This window comes from Pelagibius sp. CAU 1746 (genome assembly GCF_039839785.1).
In the GTDB taxonomy this organism is placed as follows: Bacteria; Pseudomonadota; Alphaproteobacteria; order Kiloniellales; family Kiloniellaceae; genus Pelagibius.
Genome location: NZ_JBDOQT010000001.1, coordinates 3,345,103 through 3,366,014, shown reverse-complemented (window position 1 = coordinate 3,366,014; position 20,912 = coordinate 3,345,103). Strand labels below are relative to the sequence as shown.

General features: G+C 66.2%; 15 protein-coding genes. 9 read left to right on the top strand and 6 right to left on the bottom strand.

Annotated features, from left to right (window positions below; translation table 11 throughout):
* Positions 1-365 precede the first annotated feature (365 nt).
* Complete coding sequence (locus AAFN88_RS16030) at positions 366-3,281, top strand: HD domain-containing phosphohydrolase (protein ID WP_347521408.1); 2,916 nt, start codon at positions 366-368, stop codon at positions 3,279-3,281.
* A gap of 63 nt (positions 3,282-3,344) precedes the next feature.
* On the opposite strand, the gene phnN is transcribed toward AAFN88_RS16030, so the two are convergent.
* From phnN to AAFN88_RS16015, 3 genes are read right to left on the bottom strand one after another with little or no spacing between them, the layout of a single operon-like run.
* Positions 3,345-3,914, bottom strand: a complete 570-nt coding sequence (gene phnN / locus AAFN88_RS16025) for a phosphonate metabolism protein/1,5-bisphosphokinase (PRPP-forming) PhnN (RefSeq protein WP_347521407.1) — start codon at positions 3,912-3,914, stop codon at positions 3,345-3,347.
* 1 nt (position 3,915) lies between these two features.
* A complete protein-coding gene (locus AAFN88_RS16020; RefSeq protein ID WP_347521406.1) occupies positions 3,916-4,515 on the bottom strand; it encodes a phosphonate degradation HD-domain oxygenase in 600 nt (199 codons plus the stop codon).
* Positions 4,512-5,282, bottom strand: a complete 771-nt coding sequence (locus AAFN88_RS16015) for a DUF1045 domain-containing protein (RefSeq protein WP_347521405.1) — start codon at positions 5,280-5,282, stop codon at positions 4,512-4,514. Before AAFN88_RS16015 ends, AAFN88_RS16020 begins: the two co-directional genes overlap by 4 nt.
* Positions 5,283-5,621: 339 nt before the next feature.
* Between AAFN88_RS16015 and AAFN88_RS16010 the strand changes: the two genes are divergently transcribed.
* From AAFN88_RS16010 to AAFN88_RS15975, 8 genes are all read left to right on the top strand, one after another.
* Positions 5,622-6,422 carry a UDP-2,3-diacylglucosamine diphosphatase gene (locus AAFN88_RS16010; protein WP_347521404.1) on the top strand — a complete coding sequence of 267 codons (801 nt, stop codon included), beginning with the start codon at positions 5,622-5,624 and terminating at the stop codon, positions 6,420-6,422.
* Between the two features lie 14 nt (positions 6,423-6,436).
* Positions 6,437-7,444, top strand: a complete 1,008-nt coding sequence (locus tag AAFN88_RS16005; protein ID WP_347521403.1) for a glycosyltransferase family 1 protein — start codon at positions 6,437-6,439, stop codon at positions 7,442-7,444.
* Between the two features lie 344 nt (positions 7,445-7,788).
* Complete coding sequence (locus AAFN88_RS16000; RefSeq protein WP_347521402.1) at positions 7,789-8,487, top strand: pentapeptide repeat-containing protein; 699 nt, start codon at positions 7,789-7,791, stop codon at positions 8,485-8,487.
* 642 nt (positions 8,488-9,129) lie between these two features.
* On the top strand, positions 9,130-12,153 hold the full coding sequence (locus AAFN88_RS15995) for a molybdopterin oxidoreductase family protein (RefSeq protein ID WP_347521400.1): 3,024 nt from the start codon (positions 9,130-9,132) through the stop codon (positions 12,151-12,153).
* On the top strand, positions 12,150-12,902 hold the full coding sequence (locus AAFN88_RS15990) for a 4Fe-4S dicluster domain-containing protein (protein ID WP_347521399.1): 753 nt from the start codon (positions 12,150-12,152) through the stop codon (positions 12,900-12,902). Before AAFN88_RS15995 ends, AAFN88_RS15990 begins: the two co-directional genes overlap by 4 nt.
* 16 nt (positions 12,903-12,918) lie before the next feature.
* Positions 12,919-13,869, top strand: a complete 951-nt coding sequence (locus AAFN88_RS15985; protein WP_347521397.1) for a DmsC/YnfH family molybdoenzyme membrane anchor subunit — start codon at positions 12,919-12,921, stop codon at positions 13,867-13,869.
* Positions 13,870-14,003: 134 nt separating this feature from the next.
* The gene (locus AAFN88_RS15980; RefSeq protein WP_347521396.1) at positions 14,004-14,924 is read left to right on the top strand and encodes a sulfite exporter TauE/SafE family protein; all 921 of its coding nucleotides are present in this window, start codon (positions 14,004-14,006) and stop codon (positions 14,922-14,924) included.
* A gap of 1 nt (position 14,925) precedes the next feature.
* Positions 14,926-15,669 (top strand): TIGR02186 family protein, encoded by a 744-nt coding sequence (locus AAFN88_RS15975; protein ID WP_347521395.1) that lies wholly within the window; start codon positions 14,926-14,928, stop codon positions 15,667-15,669.
* 802 nt (positions 15,670-16,471) lie between these two features.
* Here AAFN88_RS15975 and mdoH read toward each other — a convergent pair.
* The 3 genes from mdoH to AAFN88_RS15960 are packed head-to-tail and all read right to left on the bottom strand — an operon-like array spanning position 16,472 to position 20,618.
* Positions 16,472-18,553, bottom strand: coding sequence for a glucans biosynthesis glucosyltransferase MdoH (gene mdoH / locus AAFN88_RS15970; protein WP_347521394.1), 2,082 nt, complete (start codon positions 18,551-18,553; stop codon positions 16,472-16,474).
* A gap of 20 nt (positions 18,554-18,573) precedes the next feature.
* On the bottom strand, positions 18,574-19,077 hold the full coding sequence (locus tag AAFN88_RS15965; protein ID WP_347521393.1) for a hypothetical protein: 504 nt from the start codon (positions 19,075-19,077) through the stop codon (positions 18,574-18,576).
* Positions 19,074-20,618 carry a glucan biosynthesis protein G gene (locus tag AAFN88_RS15960; protein ID WP_347521392.1) on the bottom strand — a complete coding sequence of 515 codons (1,545 nt, stop codon included), beginning with the start codon at positions 20,616-20,618 and terminating at the stop codon, positions 19,074-19,076. Before AAFN88_RS15960 ends, AAFN88_RS15965 begins: the two co-directional genes overlap by 4 nt.
* Positions 20,619-20,912 lie beyond the last annotated feature (294 nt).

Sequence of the window (20,912 nt, the reverse complement as noted above, 5' to 3'; positions counted from 1 at the left end):
CGGCAAATACCCCTTTCGGGTATTCGCGGCAAGCGCGGGTGGGTTTCTGTTCTGAGTTACGCCCGGCGCCGCCACAGGGTTTCACCGGCCACCGGAATTTTCACGTCTCCATAGCGGGAATAATTCATTAGTCAAATCAATTTTAGGGCGTTTTCCGCTCCCGAGGGCCGCGGCGCGAGCCGCCGCAGTCAACCGATAGGCACAGGGGAGCAGCGCGTGCACGCAAGCCACGGTCGTGAATTGCCCTTCACTTCTCTAAATGGATGTGTCTATGCTCTTTTTCACGCTTATGGGGTAGGTGGCGTGAAGGTGTGATTTTGACATTCGGTCAATCGGACCCTTGATCGTGACAAGGACGCGCGCCGATGAGAGCCTTTGCCCTTCCGCTGGTCGTCCACCTGTCGGCCCTCTTCGGTCTCTTGACCGTTATGACCGTCGCGGTGCTGACCTGGGTCGGCTATCAGCGCACGACGGAACTGATGGAAAACGACGGGGCGCAGCTCGCCGAGCGCTCCGCTATGGAAGTGCGCCAAGCCTTCGACAGCCTGGTTGAACCTGTCGAGTTGGGAGTGGCCCTGATCGGCCAGCACCAGGTCAAACAAGAAGCGACGTGGAGAGGGCGCCTCGACCACTTCCCCGTCTTCGCCCAAGCACTGGGATCTTCGCGCGGCGTCAACGCCTATTACGTCGGCTACCGCGATGGCGATTTCTTCTTGGTGCGCAGCCTACGAACGGAGATGGAGCGCTTTCTGTTCGACGTTGCCGACAACGTCCGCTACGTCGTCCAGAGCATCGACCGGGAGCAAGGCAAGGCCGATGGACGGTTCATCTACCTCGACGCTGCGGGAGACGTCGTCGGCCAGGTCGTCAAACCGGATTACCCGGACGAATACGATCCGCGCCGGCGTCCGTGGTACCGCAAGGCGTTGACGACCACCGGCATTGCCAGGACGGAACCTTACATTTTCGCAACGACCCATGAGCTGGGGATGACTTTCGCCATCGGCGGCAGCCAAGGCGACGCCGTCGTGGGGGCGGACTACAGCCTCGCCGCGGTGGCCGAGTTGCTCAGCACACGCAAGCCGACGCCGTCGTCGCGTGTTGTCCTGGCGACCGAGAATGGAGACGTAATCGCCGCCGATGATGCGAGCCGCCTGATCGTGGCCAGAACCAACCACGTTCTGGACATGACGACCCTCGAGAACTACGCCTCGGAGTCGATAAGGGCTTTCAGCGAGCTTGGCCTGGGCGAGGAAGGGCTGCGGCGGTTCGACGTCGCCGGGGAAGCCTATCTCGGTTGGAATTTCCTTGTCCGGTTGCGGGGAGGTGCCGCCCACCACCTGATCATCACCATCCCGGAGCGTGAGCTCCTGGCCGAGGCCTATGACACCATGCGGGAGATGCTGGAGTCCTCGGCCCTGGTTTTCGTGATCGCCCTCTTGCTCACCTTTCTTGCCGCATTTTCGATCAGCCGCTCGCTGGCGAGATTGACGGCCGCCGCCGAGCGGTTCCGGAAGTTCGACTACGGCACACCGCTGCCAAGCCGTTCCCGGATCGTCGAGGTCCGCAATCTCACGGAGGGTTTTCAGTCGCTGCAGGCGACCTTGAACCGCTATTCCCATCTGCTTGACCTGATTTCCCGGGAGAAGGATATCATTTCCCTTCAGCCGACCATTCTCAGTGAGCTGTCGGCGGTCCTGGGCGTCGAGAAAGCCGTTCTTTACGTGATGCCGCAACAGGCCGACGGCCTGGCTCCGGTGGCCTACAAGGACGGCCGGCGCATCGAGCGGATGGAGCTGGAGAAAGACAGGACCTATCCGGTGCCGCTTCTGGTCAGCGAAGCTCTTCAATCCGGGCAGCGCAGCGCGGTGAAGGGCGAGGTCGGCGCCGCCGAGATGGATCTGCCGGGGCTCGCGAAGATCGAGGGCCACGAGTGCTTCGGGAAGGCACTCTGCTATCCGCTGCGTGACCGCAAGAACGAGGCGATTGGCGCCATCCTGTTCCTCGATGCCGGGCAGGCCGGCCCCGGCGCCCAGGCGCTGGTCGGGGCGCTGACCGGCATCGCCGCCGTGTCCTTGGAAACACGGCAGCTCATCGCCTCGGAAAAACTGCTGTTCCGGGCTTTCATTGCCCTCATTGCCGGGGCCATCGATGCGAAGAGCCCCTATACCGGCGGGCACTGCGAGCGCGTTCCGCAGTTGACCAAGATGCTGGCCGCGGCCGCGGAGAAGGCGACTTCGGGACCGTTCCAGGATTTCTCCTTGACGGAAGACCAATGGGAGGCGGTCCATGTCGCTGCCTGGCTGCACGACTGCGGCAAGATCACCTCGCCTGAGTACGTCGTCGACAAGGCGACCAAGCTGGAGACCATCTATGATCGGATCCACGAAGTCCGCATGCGCTTCGAGGTCCTGAAGCGGGACGCCGAGATCGCCAGATTGCTGGCGGTTCTCTCGGGCGAAGACCCGGCAAAGGCCGAGGCGGTGCGGGACCAAACCTGGCGGCAACTGGACGAGGAATTTTCCTTTGTCGCGCAGTGCAACGAAGGCGGCGAGTTTCTCGGCGACGATAAGCTCGGACGGCTGCGCGAGATTGCCCGCCGCACCTGGGCGCGGACTCTGGACGACACCATCGGCACCTCCAAGGACGAATGCAACCGCAAGCGCTCCGCGCCGCGACCGGTACTGCCGGCGGTCGAAGCCCTGCTGGCGGATCGTCCCGACCATATCATCCCGCGGCCGGGGCGGGAGGTGTTGGGCGCGGACAACGAATGGGGCTTCAAGCTGAAGCAGCCGGAGCATCTTTACAACCGCGGTGAGCTCTACAACCTCTCGGTACGGCGCGGCACCCTGAACGACGAAGAGCGTTACAAGATCAACGACCACATCATCCAGACGATCGTCATGCTCTCCGCCTTGCCATATCCGCGACATCTGCGCGACGTGCCGGAACTGGCCGGCGGCCACCACGAGCGGATCGACGGTGGCGGCTATCCACGTAAACTCAAGGGCGACCATATGAGTCCCGTTGCCCGCATGATGGCCATCGCCGACATCTTCGAGGCGCTGACCGCTGCGGACCGCCCCTACAAGAAAGGCAAGCCCCTCTCGGTGGCGATCAGGATCATGGCAGGCATGGCCGCCGAAGGACATGTCGATCCCGACCTCTTCGACCTCTTCCTCACCTCGGGCATCTATCGCACCTACGCCGAGCGCTATATGTCGAAGGAGCAGATCGACGAGGTGCGGATCGACGACTATCTCACCTCGAAGGCGGCGTAGAGGAAAGACCGGCGTCCTCACGGCCTTTGCCCGGAAGCATCCCCAGGCGGCTCCGCCGCCGGATCAGGCGTCTGCCGATGATCTCAGAACGGCGACAAAGCGCTCTACCGCGCTTTCCAGGGGGCCGTCGTTGACGACGGTGACCACCTCGGCTCCATCCGGTAAGGCGGCGCTGCGGTCCAGGCGGCGCGTGACCGCGGCGGCATCCTCGCGCCCGCGCGCCAGCAGCCGGCGCTCCAGGACTTCCGGCGGGGCGGTGACGAAGACGACGGTGGTCATCGGGTGGCGCCGGCAGGCCTCGGCGATCACCTTGCGCGAGACGTTGGCGACGACCGTGCCGCCGCCGGCCAGTGCATCGGCGATGGATCCGGGCAAGGCGTAGCGCAGATCGTGTGCGTCCCAGTGCAGGAAGAAGGCGCCGGCGGCTCGCTGCGCGTCGAACTCCGCTTCGCTGAGGGTGGCGTGATCCTCGCTGCCCGGATCGCTGCGCCGGGTGATTATGCGCCGGGGGAAGGTGAACTGCGGCAGGTCGGCGAGGGCACGGCGTGCACCCTCGATCAAGCTGTCCTTGCCGGCGCCGCTGGGGCCCACCACAAGGAACAGATGACCGGGCCCGCCGTCTGCCTGCGGCATATCAGGCGCCCCGGCGCTGGGCGCGCTCGAGCACCGGCCGGAAGTCCTCCAGGCAGGGCGTCGCCATCTCGGGATCCTTGGCCAATTCATCCCATCGCCTGAGCGCCACCGCGTCCTGAGCGTAGGGGCGGGCCAGGAACTCGGCGGCCTGCTCAGCGGAGAAGGGGCCGCCCTGAACCGCAAGGCTGCGCACGGACTCCTCCGACAGGCGGGCGAAGTAACCCCGCTCGGCGTGGCAGAGGTAGCGTTTGGCGGCCACGTGCTGTGCCACCGGCGCGGTGACTGCCGGCCCGAACCAGCGTGCCAGGTAACCCGCACCGATTTTCTCGTGGGCTGCGTCGATGCCGCGCAGGGTCGCACCTTCATCGTGAGGATTCACCAAGTGGCCGATATCGTGCAGCAGGGCGGCGGCGACCAGACTGTCGGGGGCGTCCGCGCGCTGGGCGAAGGTCGCACATTGGAGCGCGTGGGCGAGTTGTGTCACCTCTTCGCCGCCGTAACGCTCCGCGCCCAGCCGATCCAGCATCGATAGGAGGTGGCTGACGGGATCGCCCGGCATCGCGTCGCCGCCGCGGCGTTCGGATTTGGGGATCTGGGTCATGAGAGCGTTGCTCCTGATGCACCGCCGGCGCTTTTCTCGAAAGGGGCGGCGGGCTCGCCGGCGAGGCGGAACCGGTCCACCAGGGTGAAGGGCGCCTCGGTCGAGTTCTGACTATAGAGGCATATCTCGGTAACCGGAACGGGGTCCGCAAGCACCGGCCGGAACAGGGTTTGCAAATCGTTCCGCAGTGCCTCGCGCCGCCCCTGGTCGGCGATCGGGCCGGTGAGGGTCATATGGAACCGGAACTCGTCCAGCACGTAAGGATAACCCCAGGTCCGCAGCAGTTCCTCCTGGCGGAGCGACAGTTCTGCCGCGAGGCGCCGCTGCAGGTCGGCCTCGCTCGGTGGGGCGCGCAGGCCGTCGAGGTCCCGCACCGATGCTGCGGCCAAGCTCTCCATCTCCGGCGACGCCGTTGAGAGGGTCAAGGCAAGAAAGGGCCCGATGGCCGAGACCTCCAGCGGCGGGGCCAGGAAGGCCTGCCGTCCGGCGGCGAAGGCGCCGAGACTGTCGTGGAGGTGCCGGAGGGAGGCTCCGGGCGCCAGCCGAAAGGGAGCTTTCAAGGTTGCATGGAAGCCATAGTGCCGCGGGCTGCCGGTGAACGACGAGATGTCCTCGGCGGTCCAGCCCTCCAGCAGCGGCTGCTCGAGCGTTTCGCCGCTCTCGCAGTCGCGTCCCAGCCAGCGTTGCGCCAGGCGCCACAAGGCGCAGGCGCGCGGCGGCGCGTAGTAGACCGCATAGCGGGGCTGGGGCGGTTGGGAGACGGTCACGGCAAGACTCAGCTCGTTCTCGGCAGGGGGGAGGCTGACTTCTTGTAGCCAGTGCCGGGGCCGCCGTACAGGCCCCTAACGCTTACCGTTTCGTGACAAGAAGTCCCCGATGCCGATTCGAGACGGCCTTGCCACGGCCGCAGCCCGCCGTCACCCTTTACCGGCCGGAACCCCCCAAGACAAAGCCAAGATGACACTTCAGTGATGGTATCATGACCCTGCCGTTATAATTGCGCCAACTTGGCCCCGGTAGCCTTGTACTGTAACGGGCTGTTGCTATAAGCCGCGGAAAGATCGCTGGTTTTCCTGCGATCCACTCGATTTCTGCGGATCCGGAACATGGACGGCCTGACACGCTATTCCCGACCTTCGCGCTACCGTGCGGTCTTCATCTCCGACATCCACCTCGGGACCCGCGGGTGCAAAGCGGACTACCTGCTGGACTTCATCAGGCACACCGACTGCGAGACCATGTATCTGGTCGGCGACATCGTCGACGGCTGGCGCCTGAAGCGCACCTGGTATTGGCCCCAGGCACACAACGACGTGGTGCAGAAGCTGCTGCGCAAGGTGCGCAAGGGCATGAAGCTCGTCTACGTGCCCGGCAATCACGACGAGTTCCTGCGCGACTACCTTGGGAGTCACTTCGGCGGTGTCGAGGTGAAGAAGGAGGCGGTTCACGAGACCGCCGACGGCAAACGCCTGCTGGTGATCCACGGCGATGAGTTCGACGGTGTGGTGAAGTATGCGCGCTGGCTGGCGCTGCTGGGCGACTGGGCCTACGTCACCATGCTGCACGTCAACACCTGGTTCAACTACCTGCGCCGCAAGCTGGGCTTCGGCTACTGGTCGCTGTCGGCCTACCTGAAGCACCGGGTGAAGAACGCTGTCCAGTTCATCAGCAATTTCGAGGAAGCGGTGGTCGACGAGGCGCGGCGCCGGGGCGCCGACGGCGTGGTCTGCGGCCACATCCACTTGGCGGAAATGCGCATGATCGACGGCATCCTCTATATCAACGACGGCGACTGGGTGGAGAGCTGCACCGCCCTGGTCGAGCACATGGACGGCCGGCTGGAGATCCTGCCCTGGGCGGAGCTGCGCGCCTTCCCGATGCTGGAGCCGGTCACGGTGGCGGCCTGAGGTCTTCAGAACACATGAAAATCCTGCTGGCGAGCGACGCTTGGCACCCGCAGATCAACGGCGTGGTGCGGACCCTGAACCGCGTGCGCGAGGAACTGGAGGCCCGGGGCCACAGCTTCGAGGTGATCTGCCCCGGCCAGTTCCGCACCTTTCCCTGTCCGTCCTATCCGGAGATCCGCTTGGCGGTGCTGCCCGGGATCGGCATGGCCAAACGCATCGAGGCGCTGGGCGCCGATGCCATCCACATCGCCACGGAAGGCCCCATCGGCCTGGCGGTCAGGAACTACTGCGTGAAGCGCGGGCTGCCCTTCACCACCTCCTACCATACGCGCTTTCCGGAGTACCTCAGCGCGCGCCTGCCCCTGCCGGTCTCCTGGGGTTATGCCTTCATGCGCTGGTTCCACAAGCCCTCCAGGGCCACCATGGTGGCGACCGATTCCATGAAGCGCGAACTGGAGGCCGAAGGCTTTCGGAACCTGGCCGATTGGACCCGCGGCGTCGACACGGCGCTGTTCCGCCCCGCGGCGCCCAAGGCGCTGGACGGCCTGAATCTGCCGCGGCCGGTTCATCTCTACGTCGGCCGCGTGGCGGTGGAGAAGAATATCCGCGCTTTTCTGGAGTTGCCGCTGCCCGGCTCCAAGGTCGTGGTCGGCGACGGGCCGCAGCGCGCGGAACTGCAGGCGGCGTTCCCCGAGGTCTATTTCGCCGGCGCGCAGCAGGGCGAGGAACTGGCCGCGCACTACGCTTCGGGCGATGTCTTCGTCTTTCCCAGCAGGACCGATACCTTCGGCCTGGTGATGCTGGAGGCCCTGGCCAGCGGCCTTCCGGTCGCCGCCTATCCGGTGCCGGGCCCGCTCGACATCGTCGACGGCGCGGGGGTCGGGGCGCTGAACGAAGACCTGAGGATGGCGGTCGATGAGGCGATCAAACAGCCACGCTCGGCCTGCCGTTCCCACGCCCTGCGTTACTCCTGGGCAGCCTGCGCGGAGATGTTCCTGCAGAACCTCAGCCCGCTGCGTTGAGCGATGCGGCGCGCCCGCTGGCAAGCGGTCTTTACCCGCGCGGGAACGGCGGTGAGGGGACTTGCGCGGAGCTTCCGGGCCTTCGCCAGGATGCCGAACCCCGGATCGGGTGGAGAGTGGGAGGCCGGAGACATTCAACCCCGGATTTCCACCAGGGCCGCCGCCGGTGGGCGCAAAGGCTATGAAGAGCCTTGCCGAGGCGCGGCGGCTGCAAGGAGGACGCTGAGGGTCTCTTGGGTTGTGAGGGCATTCGATCACGAGGCAGCGAGCATAGCTGTTCAAGGCGGTACTCCTTCGCTACCATCCTTCGCAAGAACCGCAACAGAATGGAGCTCGGCGGCGGCATGAAGTACGCAATTCGCAGTCTCGCCCTCGGCCTGGCGGCCGTGCCGCTTTCCCTGGCTGTCCTGTCCGGGCCGGTGTCCGCCGGCTGCGGCGACAGCCCGGCTGCGGGGGTGGATTGGACGAAGTGCGAGAAACGGCGATTGATCCTGCGGGAGCGCGACCTTAGCAAAGGAACCTTCTTGCGCACTGACTTCAGCCGCAGCGATCTGGCCAAGGCCAAGCTGATGGGCGCCGACCTGACCGAAGCCAACTTCGAACATGCACGTCTGGCGGGGGCCGATTTAACGGGCGCGGTGCTGATCAAGTCCAGCGGGGACCGTGCGAACTTCAGCCAGGCCGTCCTTCGCGGGGCTGACATGAGCAAGGCGGAGATGGCGCGGACCGACTTCACCGGGGCGGACTTCAGCGGTGCCAGGCTGGAGAAGGCCGAATTGGGCCGCGCCGTCATGGTCGACGCCAATCTGGAAGGGGCCAACCTGCAACGCGCCGAGATCGCCCGCGCGGTTTTCAAAGGGGCCAAGCTGGGCGGCAGCGACTTCACTGGCGCCTACACCTATCTGACCCACTTCGAGGGTGCCGACCTCTCGCCGGTGAAGGGGCTCACCCAGCATCAGCTCGATGTCGCCTGCGGCGACGCCGAAACCAAACTGCCGGCGGGGCTGAGCGCGCCGCAGAACTGGCCCTGCGGCGGGGAGTGAACCCGCGGGCTTCCAGGCCTCCGCCAGAGCCCGGTGTTTGGAGCGAGAAAGAGGCAGAGACTCTCCCCGGTGGGTGGAAGTGACCACCGCCCTTGGCGCCGCTCTGCCGTGAACGGTGGCCACTTCGCCTGAAGGCAGGGGAAGTCTCCGCTGCTTCAGTCCCGTGTCGGGGGCCTCCATCCAAAGGGCCGCCCTTTGCCGGCGCCGCGGGGCGAACCCCGTGAGGCCCGGCTGTTCATACCTACGCGGGCAGGCCGCGATAGGTTTCATCTCTGGTGAAGTCTCTTCGTGGCGGGGGAGGTCCGGGCGGAAGCGCCGGGCCGGTGCGGCGGATTCCCACATTTGAGAAAGGCTTGGACTGACGGAAAGGCCGGTGGCGCATTTTCTGTATCCAGGCGCAAACAATTTATGGGGCCAGGGGCTGAATCGCCCGGAATACCTGTTATCTTCGACGAAGCAATTAGATAGAAGCGCCGAACGGGCGTTCGACTAAGCTGTGGTACCGAAGACCGGCCGTGATCGGGCTCGGCGATTCCCTGCTGTGGCGGCGGCAGGGCGCCGGAGCGAGGGTTGGTCTGATGAAGGTCGCGCGGCGGCTTTCGGCGCGGGGCGAACCGGGCCGGGTGGGGACTTGGAGGATCGATGATCAGGAGTGAGTTGGATACCGGGCAGGAAACCGTCAATACCTGTCCGGAAGTCGCCGACGAAATTAAGCAAACCACCTGCTACATGTGCGCCTGCCGTTGCGGCATCAACGTCTATCTGAAAGACGGCAAGGTTCGCTACCTGGAAGGAAACCCCGACCACCCGGTCAACAAGGGCGTGCTCTGCGCCAAGGGGTCGGCGGGGATCATGCAGCACTATTCGCCGGCGCGCCTGTCGAAGCCCCTGCTGCGCACGGGCGAGCGCGGCAGCGGCGAGTTCAAGGAAATCGAGTGGGACGAGGCCCTGGCCCTGGCCACCGAGTGGCTGGGCGAGGTGCGCAGTACCGATCCCCGGCGCTTCGCTTTTTTCACCGGCCGCGACCAGAGCCAGTCCCTGACCGGCTGGTGGGCGATGCAGTACGGCACCCCGAACTTCGCGGCCCACGGCGGTTTCTGCTCGGTCAACATGGCAGCGGCCGGGCTCTATTCCATCGGCGGCTCCTTTTGGGAGTTCGGTGAGCCGGACTGGGATCACACGCGCTACTTCATGCTGTTCGGCGTCGCCGAGGACCACGATTCCAACCCCATCAAGGCCGGCCTCGGCCGCATGAAGACGAAGGGCCAGGCCAAGTTCGTCTCGGTCAACCCCGTGAAGACCGGCTATTCGGCGGTCGCCGACGAGTGGATTGGCCTGCGTCCCGGCACCGACGGCCTCTTCGTGCTGGCGCTGGTGCACGAACTCCTGAAGGCGGAGAAGATCGACTGGGACTTCCTGGGCCGCTACACCAACGCCACCTGGCTGGTGATCGACGATCCCGGGGGGCCGGAAGATGGACTTTTCGCGCGCAACGCGGAAGGCGCCACCCTGTGCTGGGACATGGCCCGCGGGGCCCCGGCACCGACCTCAGACGTAACCGCCAAGGCTGCCGTGGTCGGGCGCTACAGGTTGCCCGACGGCCGCGCCGCGGTACCGGTCTTCGAGATCCTGGCCAAGCGCTACCTCGACCCGGATTACGCGCCGGAGGCGGTGGCCGGGCGCGTCGGCCTTCCTGTGGCGACGATCAAGCGCATTGCCGCCGAGTTGGCGGAGGCCGCCTTCGAAAAGGAGGTGGTACTGGACGTCGCCTGGACCGACTGGGCCGGGCGCAAGCATGACAAGATGATCGGCCGTCCGGTCTCCATGCATGCCATGCGCGGCATTTCGGCCCACTCCAACGGTTTCCACACTTGCCGGGCCATTCACCTGCTGCAGATGCTGCTGGGCTCCATCGACTGCCCCGGCGGCTTCGGCTACAAGGCGCCGTTTCCCAAGCTGATCCCGCCCAGCCCGCAGCCTGCCGGCAAGACGGCGGCGCCGGAGCGTCCGCTGCCCGGCATGCCGCTGGGCTTTCCTCTCGGGCCGGACGACCTTCAGGTCGACGCCGAGGGGCGGCCGACCCGCATCGACAAGGCCTATAGCTGGGAGTTCCCCCTGGCTGCCCACGGCCTGATGCACATGGTCATTCACAACGCCTGGGCGGGCGACCCCTATCCGATCGACGTGCTGATGATGTACATGGCGAACATGGGGTGGAATTCCTCCATGAACGTCCAGGGCACCCTGAAGTACCTGACCGATAAGGATCCTGAGACCGGCGGCTATAAGATTCCCAAGATCATCTACTCCGACGCCTATTACTCGGAGATGGTGCCTTACGCGGACCTGATTCTGCCGGATACCACCTACCTGGAGCGCTGGGACTGCATCTCGCTGCTCGACCGCCCGATCAGCAGCGCCCATGGCCCGGCCGACGCCATCCGCCAGCCGGTCTGCCCGCCCGATCGCGACGTACGGCCCTTCCAGGATGTGCTGATCGACCTGGCGAACCGCCTGCAGCTTCCCGGCTTCGTCTACAACGATGGCGAGCCGAAATACCCGGGCGGCTATCCGGATTATATCGCCAACCACGAGCGTTCGCCCGGCATCGGTCCCTTGGCCGGCTGGCGTGGCCCGGAGGGCAAACAGCAGGGCACCGGCGCTCCCAATCCCGATCAGCTGCAACGCTATATCGACAACGGCTGCTTTTGGGTCCATCACCTGACTCCGGACCAGCTCTACTTCAAACATGCCAACAAGAGCTATCTGAGCTACGCCAAGACCATGGGCTGGATCCCGACGGAAGAGCCCATCGTCATGCAGCTCTACAGCGAGATCCTGCAGAAGTTCCGCCTCGCCGCGCGGGGCCACGGCAAGGTGCAGCCGCCCGCCGGCGACCGTGCCCGCGTCGAGGCCTATTTCGATCCGCTGCCGATCTGGTATCCGCCCCTGGAGGAAGCCGCGGTCGACGGTGAGGAGTTCGTCCTTCACGCCATCACCCAACGCCCGATGCACATGTACCATTCCTGGGGGTCGCAGAATGCTTGGCTGCGCCAGATCACCGCGCGCAACCGGCTCTATGTCCACCCCGACACCGCGGCACACTTCGGCGTCGCCGACGACGACTGGGTCTGGGTCGTCAGCCCCCACGGCCGGGTGAAGGGGCAGGTGCGGCTGATGTACGGCGTCAATCCGTCGACGGTGTGGACCTGGAACGCCATCGGCAAGCGCCGCGGCGCCTGGGGCCTGGACCCGGAAGCGCCGGAGAGCAACCGCGGCTTCCTGCTGAACCACATCATCTCGGAACTGCTGCCGGAGCGTGAAGGCGGCCACCGCTACTCCAACTCCGACCCGGTGACCGGCCAGGCCGCCTGGTACGATCTGCGCGTCCGCCTGGAACGCTGCCGGCCTGGCGAGGAGGGCGCGACGGACCCGCTGATGGACCCCGTGAAGGCGCCGCCGCGGCGCGGCCTGGATGAGGGCGGCAAGCTGCGCTACGGCGCCGACTTGAAGGATCGCCGCCCCGCCGGCGCAGGACAGGGCGTGCGCTTCCGCGAATGGATCGGTAACCGCCACGAGGTTTCGGTCACCGTGCCAGGCGTTGCCGACGGCAAGGGCAACGTGAAGAAGCCGGAAGGCGAGAGCGGCGGAGGAGAGGGCGCATGACCAGTCTGCCGCGCGACCCCGGCCCGGTGAAACTGGGTCTGGTCATCGACCTCGACATCTGCGTCGGCTGTCATGCCTGCGCGGTGAACTGTAAGGAGTGGAACACCTCCGGCCATTCGGCGCCGCTGACCGACAGCGATCCCTACGGGGCCGATCCCAGCGGCGTCTGGTTCAACCGCATCCACACCTTCGAGGTGGTGGACGAGACCGGCGACAGCCGCACCGTTCATTTCCCCAAGTCCTGCCTGCACTGCGAGGACGCACCCTGCGTCACCGTCTGCCCGACCGGTGCCTCCTACAAGCGCCAGGAGGACGGCATCGTACTGGTCAATGCCGAGGCCTGCATCGGCTGCAAGCTCTGCTCCTGGGCCTGCCCTTACGGCGCGCGGGAGTACGACGAGGATGCGGGCGTGATGAAGAAGTGCACGCTTTGCGTCGACAAGATCTACAACGAGAACCTGGACCCGCGCAGCCGCGTGCCGGCCTGCGTCTCGACCTGTCCGGCGGGCGCGCGCCACTTCGGCGATCTCGGCGATCCACAGTCTGAAGTCTCCTTGCTGGTGGCCGCGCGCGGCGGCTACGAGCTCATGCCGGAGCAGGAGTGCAAACCGGTGAATCGCTATCTGCCGCCGCGCCCCAAGCGCCAGACGCCGGAGGCCGGCTCCGGCGCCGCCCTGCAGCCCGCCACGCCCGAGGGTGAGCCGGCGGGGATGTTGGCCCGCTGGGTCGACCGCGTGCTCAGTCGCTAGGAAAGGGGACAGGCTAGTGCATCCGGCGAAATCGGTCATTCTCTTCACCACCGCCTCGGGCGCGGGCTACGGGCTGCTCGCCTGGCTCGGGCTGCTGGCGGCCTTCGGCGGGCTGCCCGCAGAGCGCTGGTTCGGGCTCACGGCCTTCGTACTGGGCCTCGGGCTGGTGGTGACGGGCCTCCTGTCCTCCACCTTTCACCTCGGCCACCCGGAGCGCGCCTGGCGGGCGCTGACCCAGTGGCGGTCGTCCTGGCTGTCGCGGGAAGGCGTGGCCGCCGTGACGACCTTCTTGCCGGTCGGTCTCTTCGCCTTCTATTGGGTGATCGCGGGAACCAACAGCGGTACGGCGGCGGCCGTGGGGCTGCTGGCCAGCCTCTGCTGTCTGGTCACCGTGATCTGCACGGCGATGATCTATGCCTCGCTCAGGACGATCCGCGCCTGGGCCTCCGCCTGGACCCTGCCGGGCTATCTTGTGCTCTCGGCGCTTTCGGGCGCGGTGCTGTTGAATTTGCTGCTGCAGGTCTGGGCCCTGCCGCTCCGGGATGGTTTTCCCTGGCTGGTGGTGCTGCTCTTCGGGCTCTCCGCGCTGGTCAAGCTGGCCTATTGGAGCGATGTGGCCCGGGCGGCGCCCGCCGGGACGGCGGAGTCGGCGACCGGCTTGGGCCCGCAGGGCAGGGTGCGCCTGCTCGAAGCGCCGCACAGCGAGTCCAATTATCTGATGCAGGAGATGGGCTTCCGGATCGCCCGCAAGCACGCCGCCAAGCTTCGCCGCCTGACGCTGCTGCTGGGGTTTCTGGCGCCCCTGCTGCTGACCGGCCTGGGCCAGGCGTTGCCGGGGGTCGGCAGCCTGCTGGCCGCGGTGGTGAGCGTGCCGCTGTTGGCCGCCGGGCTGGCGGTCGAGCGCTGGCTGTTCTTCGCCGAGGCCAAGCACGTGGTCACCCTTTATTACGGAGAGAGCCGTGCATGAGCCGATCCGCGCTGTAATCGGGCTTTGGACGCCTATTTAATAATGCTTTTATTGCAATGCTGTATCTACGAAAGCTAAGCTCGGAACACTAAGTTTAGGCCCTGCCGCGCACGGCCGATCGAAAGCCGATTTTGATGAATATCTATCTGCCCATCGCAGAGATCTCTGTGAATGTCTTTCTTCTGTTGGGCATGGGCGGTGCCGTCGGGTTTCTTTCCGGGTTGTTCGGTGTGGGCGGCGGCTTCCTGATGACGCCCTTGCTGATCTTTATCGGCGTGACGCCCGCGGTGGCGGTGGCCACGGAGGCCAACCAGATCGTCGCCTCCTCGGTCTCCGGCGTGCTGGCGCACTGGCGCCGCGGCAACGTCGATTTCCGCATGGGGTTCGTGCTGCTGATCGGCGGCACCCTGGGCTCTCTGTTTGGCGTCTGGCTCTTCACCGTCCTGCGCGGCCTCGGCCAGCTCGATCTGGTGATCTCCCTTTGCTACGTGGTCTTCCTGGGCATCGTCGGCGGCCTGATGTTCATGGAGGCCAGCCGCGCCATGTTCCGCCGCCGCCGGCAGGTCGACGTCCGCCGCAAGCTCCACCAGCATCACTGGATGCACGGTCTTCCGTTCAAGATCCGATTCCGCAAGTCGAAGCTCTATATCTCCGCCCTGCTGCCCATCTTTATCGGCTTCATCGTCGGTATTCTGGCCGCCATCATGGGTGTCAGCGGCGGCTTTATCATGGTCCCCGCCATGATCTACCTGCTGGGCATGCCGACCTCCGTGGTGGTCGGGACCTCGCTGTTCCAGATCATCTTCGTCACCGCGACGGTGACCTTCCTGCAGGCCTCGCAGAATCAGACCGTTGATGCGGTTCTGGCCCTCATCCTGCTGACCGGCGGGGTGATCGGCGCCCAGATCGGCACGCGGGCGGGCACCCGCCTGCGCGGCGAGCAGTTGCGCATCCTGCTCGCGCTCATGGTCCTGGGGGTCTGCGGCAAGCTGTTGTTCGATCTGGTGGTGACGCCGGACGATCTCTATGCCATCGGCGCGGGAGGGGCGCATTGACATGAACCTCCGTGCCGTCTTCCTCTCGATCGCCGTTTTCCTGCTGGCCATGCCGGGGGCCGCGCAGACCCCTCTGATCGCCGACCTCTCCGAGCATCAGATCCAGATCACCACCGGCTTCGTGGGCACCGAAGTGCTGCTGTTCGGCACGGTGGAGGCGAACAGCAACGTGGTCGTCGTGGTCCGCGGCCCGGAGGAGGAGACGACCGTCTGGCGCAAGGGCCGCTATGCCGGCGTCTGGATCAACGACCGCCGCGTGGTCTTCGAGCGGGTGCCGAGCTTCTATGCCGTGCGCAGCAGCGCGCCCCTGGACGAGATCGCCAGCGAGGTGACGCGCATGCGCCACGGCATGGGGGCTCAGTTCCTCCGCCTGCGCAGCCTCGACGACGATGTCGGCGAGGCTGATCTGGCGAAGTTTCGTGCCGCTCTGATCCGCAATAAGGAGCGCCAGGGCCTCTTTGCCGCTGGCGCCACGGATATTTCCTTCCTGGGCGGGCAGCTCTTCCGCACCCGGCTGCACTTCCCGGCCAACGTGCCCACTGGCTTCTACGACGTGGAAGTCTTCATGCTGCAGGACGGCCGGGTGACGCACGCCCAGACGACGCCGCTGATCGTCCGCAAGGCCGGACTGGGTGCCGACGTCTTCTTCTTCGCCTACAACTACTCGGCCCTCTACGGCATCATCGCGGTGCTGCTGGCGGTTGCCGCCGGCGCCCTGGCGGCCTTCGTCTTCCGGAAAGGCTGAGGGTCGCGTGGTTTCGCGTGCGGGAGGGGGCACGTCATCTGGAGCAAGCGACGTAGTCATTCAGATCGGCATCTGCCTCTATGCCGGCACGGTTCCGACAGAAGTTCGGATTGTCCGGATGGAGGTCACCTATGGCTCTGGCGATCTCGACGATCCGCCGGACGTTCGTGAGGATCGGAAAGCCCCCTGCTTCATCATTCAGTGGGGCTCACCGGGCGAACAGGGCATGTTCCGGGCCGCATCAGAACCCCACGCAACGCTCCAAGAAGCGGTTCGGGCCGCGGAGTCCCTGATGCCAGGAATTAATTGGAAACCTGCTGACTGACCTTGTGGTCAGCAGCTTCTGTGATCGCGCTGGCCGTGCCTTCCCACGCTACACTGTCACCCTCGGGACATGTCCACGGCTGTCCGGTTTAGAACTAGGCAGTTGCTTGAATTGGATTCCGCTTCAGTGGTTTGACGACAGCGGTTGTGACGGAGACAGGAAAGGTGCCTGGCCAGGCTGGCGGCTGGAGGCGGCTAGGGTGTCACCCCCACCCTAGCCCTCCCCCATCGAAGGGGAAGGGGATAATTTGTTGGGGCGCCTGACAAAAGTCCCTCCCCCCTTGATGGGGGGAGGTTAGGAGGGGGGGTGGAGGCCGAAGGCCTTCCTTTCATCTTGCGCCCTAAACCGGACAGCCGTGGGCTTGACCCGAGGGTCCAGGGGCAAGCGCTCGAGCGCCCGCCTCTGGATCCCGGCTCGCGCTCGCTAACGCTCGCTTGCCCGGGATGACAGTTAGAATAGGTGACGGCGACGGGCGTCTCAGGCCGTCACCGCGCCGTGAGGGGCGGTGCCATCGCCCGGCGGCTGGTCCTCGCGTCCCTGCCAGGCTAGGGCGTGCAGGGTGGCCATCGAGGTGGGATCGCTCAGCAGGTCGCGTTTTTCGTCCCGGCTGAGGCAGCCGGGGCCGCCCTCCTGCCAGCGGGCAATCAGGCCGTCGAGGCGCAGGCGTTCGCTCTTGGCGCGCGGCTCACGCTCCAGAAGGGTCCGGTGCAGCGCGTTCATGAAGGGATCGCCGATCGCCTGCTCGAAGAGCGAGAGGCCTTCGGGCGCCTTGGCCTGCGGGTCCTCCGCCGATTTCTCCGCCAGCTCCTCCGCCAAGCGTTGCAGCACTGCCGGCGGCTCGCTCTCGCAGGGCGTGAGGAACAGTCCCCAGTCCCGCAATTTGCGTCCGACGTCGGCGCGGCTGGTGAAGCGTGACAGCGGGATGGAGAGCAGCGGGCCCGCCAAAACCGGAGTAAGCCACCAGAAGAAGTCGGGGACCAAGGCATAGCTGACGCCGCCGGCCAACAGGGCGAAGGCAGTATGGCCGCTGTGCGCGGCGACGGCTTCGCGCCATGACGTCTCGTCGTCGTCGCGCTGCTGCGGCGCCCAGCGCACGCTGCGGCCGGCCAGGATGGAGACGATGAAGCCGCTCTGGAACAGCATGAGAATGGGCGATAGCAGGATCGACATCAGGCTTTCCAGGACGACGCCGAGGGCGGCCTTCAGGGCGCCGCCGTGGGCGGCCAGGCGCCGCCGGTCGCCGAGCAGCGTGAGATAGCCGAAGACCTTGGGCAGGTAGAGAATGCCCAAGGTGATGGCCAGCAGGGTGGTCGCCTCGAAGGCGTAGGATACCGGCCAATTGGGGAAGAGATCGCCGTCGATGAAATAGCTGTGCTCGGTACGCTCCTGGCGCCAGGCCTCCAGTCCGGAGAGGGCCAGCAGCAAGAGCCACAGCAGCGACGAGAGGTAGGACATCACGCCCATGACGAAGTGCAGCCGGCTGAGCGGCCGCAGTCCCCGCGCTGCGACCACGCCCAGGTGCTGCAGGTTGCCCTGGCACCAGCGGCGGTCGCGCTTGGCGTGGTCGATCAGGGTCGGCGGCGGCTCCTCGAAACTGCCGTCTAGGTCGTCGGCCAGCCAGACTTCCCAGCCGGCCCGGCGCAGCAAGGCGGCTTCGACGAAGTCGTGACTGAGGATTTCGCCGCCGAAGGGCTCGCGTCCGGGCAGTTCGGGCAGGCCGCAGTGGTCGGTGAAAGGGGCGACGCGGATGATGGCGTTGTGGCCCCAATAGTTGGAATCGCCCTCCAGCCAGTAGGCGAGGCCGGCGGCAAAGGGCGGACCGTAGACGCTGCCGGCGAACTGTTGGCTCCGGGCGAAGAGGGATTCGCGCAGCACCGGCAGTGGCGGCACCTGGATCAGGCCGACGCGGGGGTTGGCGTCCATGCGGGCCGTCAGTTCGACCAGGCAGGCCCCGGTCATGATGCTGTCGGCGTCGAGAACCACCATGTAGTCGTAGCGGTAACCCCAGGACTCGCAGAAATCCGCGATGTTGCCGCTCTTGCGCGCCAGGTTGCGCGGCCGGTGGCGGTAGAAGACGGAGACGCGGTCTGCAAACTCGCGGTTCAGGCGGCTCCAGGCCAGTTCCTCGGCAAGCCAGGTGTCCGGGTCGGTCGTGTCGCTCAGCAGATAGGCATCGAAATGGCCTTCCGGCCGTTGCGCACAGAGCGAGTTCAGGATGGCGCGCAGACCGGCGACGACGCGGTCGGGGTCCTCGTTGTAGATCGGCATGACCAGGGCAGTGGAGCCGCGGCGCGCGGGGGCCGCGGCCGGGCGGTCGTTCTGCCGCCCGGCAAGACCCAGCCGGCGCACCGCGAAGCCGAGCAGGGAGAGCCAGAAGGCGGTGGTGATCCAGGCGAAAAGCGCGGAGAAAAGAAAGAGGATGCCCAGTTCCAGCAGCGAAAAACCGTCTGCCGCGAGGATGGTGCCGAGCACAAATGCCGCCGCGCCGGTCGATGCCACGACCAGCAGCAGCAGGACTTGGCGCCGGAGGCGGGGGCGTGCGTCTGCGGGATTGGACATCCTTGTCTCGGCCTTGGGCTTCACGGAATGATCAGGACCGCCAGCCAGCAAAGGCAGGCGGCCAGACCCTGCATCGAACGGCTGATCCGATAGCGGTACAGCCAGGCGGCGTCGCCCCGCAACTGCGGCCGCCACAATGAAAGGCTCTGTGCGCGCATATGCCGGCGTTGGCGTGGCGGTGCAGCCCATGTGCCCTCGGCGAGGGTGCCGGTGGCCCGGTCCAGCTTCAGCGCCACCCGGCCGCGGGCGCTCTGCGCGCCGATGCCCGCACCGCAGGCCTCGGCCGCCAGGCAGCTATCGACGGCCGCGATGATTTCCGCCCAGCCGGGCCGGGCCCGGGCGTGTGGCCCTTCGCCGCGCCGCTCGGCCAATAGCTGGAGGGCGGCGGCGAGCAGGCGCCGGCGGCGTCCGCCGTCCTCGGCCCCGGCGGCCCGCAGATAGGCGTCCAAGCGCTCGCTCAAAGCCGCAGGGTGGGATCCGCTGCCGCCGCCGGGCAGGCTCCGATCAATAGAAATGTCGATCAACCGCGTTTCCACAGATAACTCCAGGTTTCGGTGAGGGCATGGTCCCGGTCTTTCAGGAAGGCGCGCAGTTCCACCGCGTCCTCTCCTTCCGGGTCCAACTCGAAGTGGGCGAACCAGCTTCCGGTCGCGGCGCTGCGGCGGCTTTCGGACTTCAGAATCTTGCCGTGTGAGGTGCTGACCACCAACTGTACGGGCGAGTCCGGGGTGAGCTCGCTCAGGGGACCGCCGCCGAACTCGATGGCGAAGCGGCGCAGGCCTTCGTCGCTGCCGCTGGCTTCGCGGGTGGCCAGGGCGCGGCCGTTGGCGGGGAAGTCGGGGTAGCTGCTGGCGAAGCGCAGGCGGTAGGCGAAAGGCCAGGTCTGCCCCGCCTCGACGGGGCGGTCCGGCACCCAGAAGAGGCCGATGTTGTCATAGCGCTCGGAATCGCTGGGGATCTCGATCAGTTGGGCCACCCCCTTGCCCCAGGCGCCCTGCGGCTCGACCCAGGCGCAAGGCCGGCGCTCGTAGTTGAAATCCAGGTCCTGGTAGTGGCGGCTGTCGCGGTCGCGTTGCATCAGGCCGAACCCCCGGGGGCTCTCGTCGGCAAAGGACGAAATTTCCAGGGCGTCGCGGTTGGCCAGGGGACGCCAGATCCACTCGCCATGACCGCTGGCCATAAGCATTCCATCGGAATCGTGGACTTCCGGGCGCAGGTCGTCGATCGGCCGGGAGGTGTTCTCGCCGAACAGGAACATGGAGGTGAGCGGGGCGAGACCGAGTTTCTCAACCGCACTGCGGGTATAGAGGCGGCAGCGCACGTCCATGACGGTTTCGCTGCCGGGGGTGAGGCGGAAGTGGTAGGCGCCGGTCAGGCTCGGGCTGTCCAGCAGGGCGAAGATCTCGATACTGCGCGCGCTGCGTTGCGGCTTGCGCAGCCAGAACTCGCGGAAGTAGGGAAACTCCTCTTTCTTGGCGAGGCCGGTGTCGATGGCCAGCCCCCGTGCGGAGAGGCCGTAGTGCTGTCCGGCGGCCAGCACGCGGAAGTAGCTGGCGCCCAGAAAGACGGCCAACTCGTCGAGTCGTTCTTCACCGTTCAAGGGGTACATGAGACGGAACCCGGCGAAGCCGAGATCCTGAGGCGGCATCTCCGACAGGCCGGCGCCGGAAAAATCGAACACGTCGGGCGAATAGGGCAGCGGCGTGACGCTGTCCCCATCGAGGACGTTCACGGTCACGGCATGGTGGAAGTAGGAGCCGCGAGGAAAGAACTGCACCTCGAATGAGACGTCCTCATCCCGCCACAGGCTCGCTTCGGGGCGAAAGCGGATGGCGTGGTAGTCCTGCGGAGTGAGCTGAGCCATGGCTTCGGGAAGCGGCTTGGCATTCGGGCGCATCGGCGTCTCGGCGAGGGTGGCCGCCATGTCGTCGACCTGCTCGAAGCCGAAGGCGGTGCCGGGCATTGCCGGGGTCCAATTGCTTTCCGCCCGCGCCGCGGCCGGCAGCAGCCAGCCGACACCTGCTCCCGCGAGAAACGTTCGCCGGTCGAAGTAACGAGATGACACGCTTTCCCTTTCACTCTGAATGGCCCATCACGCGGACCCGGGCGCCCGGCCGCTTTGCTCTCCCAGGCGGCCAAGGCTACCGGCGCGGCTCGCACGTCGGCGTGCCCGCTTCGGGCACCGCGTGCCGTTGGGAGTACAGACCGGCGCGCCCCCGGGTTTGTTCCAGGAGATGACAGGCTCCGCGCCGCAAAGCATGGCTAGGCGATTGAAATAACGGCCACTTAGGGGCTTGATTGCATCTTCGGTCCCGATATACGCCGCCGCTGCGAGAAGGCGGAAGAGTCAAGGAAGTGG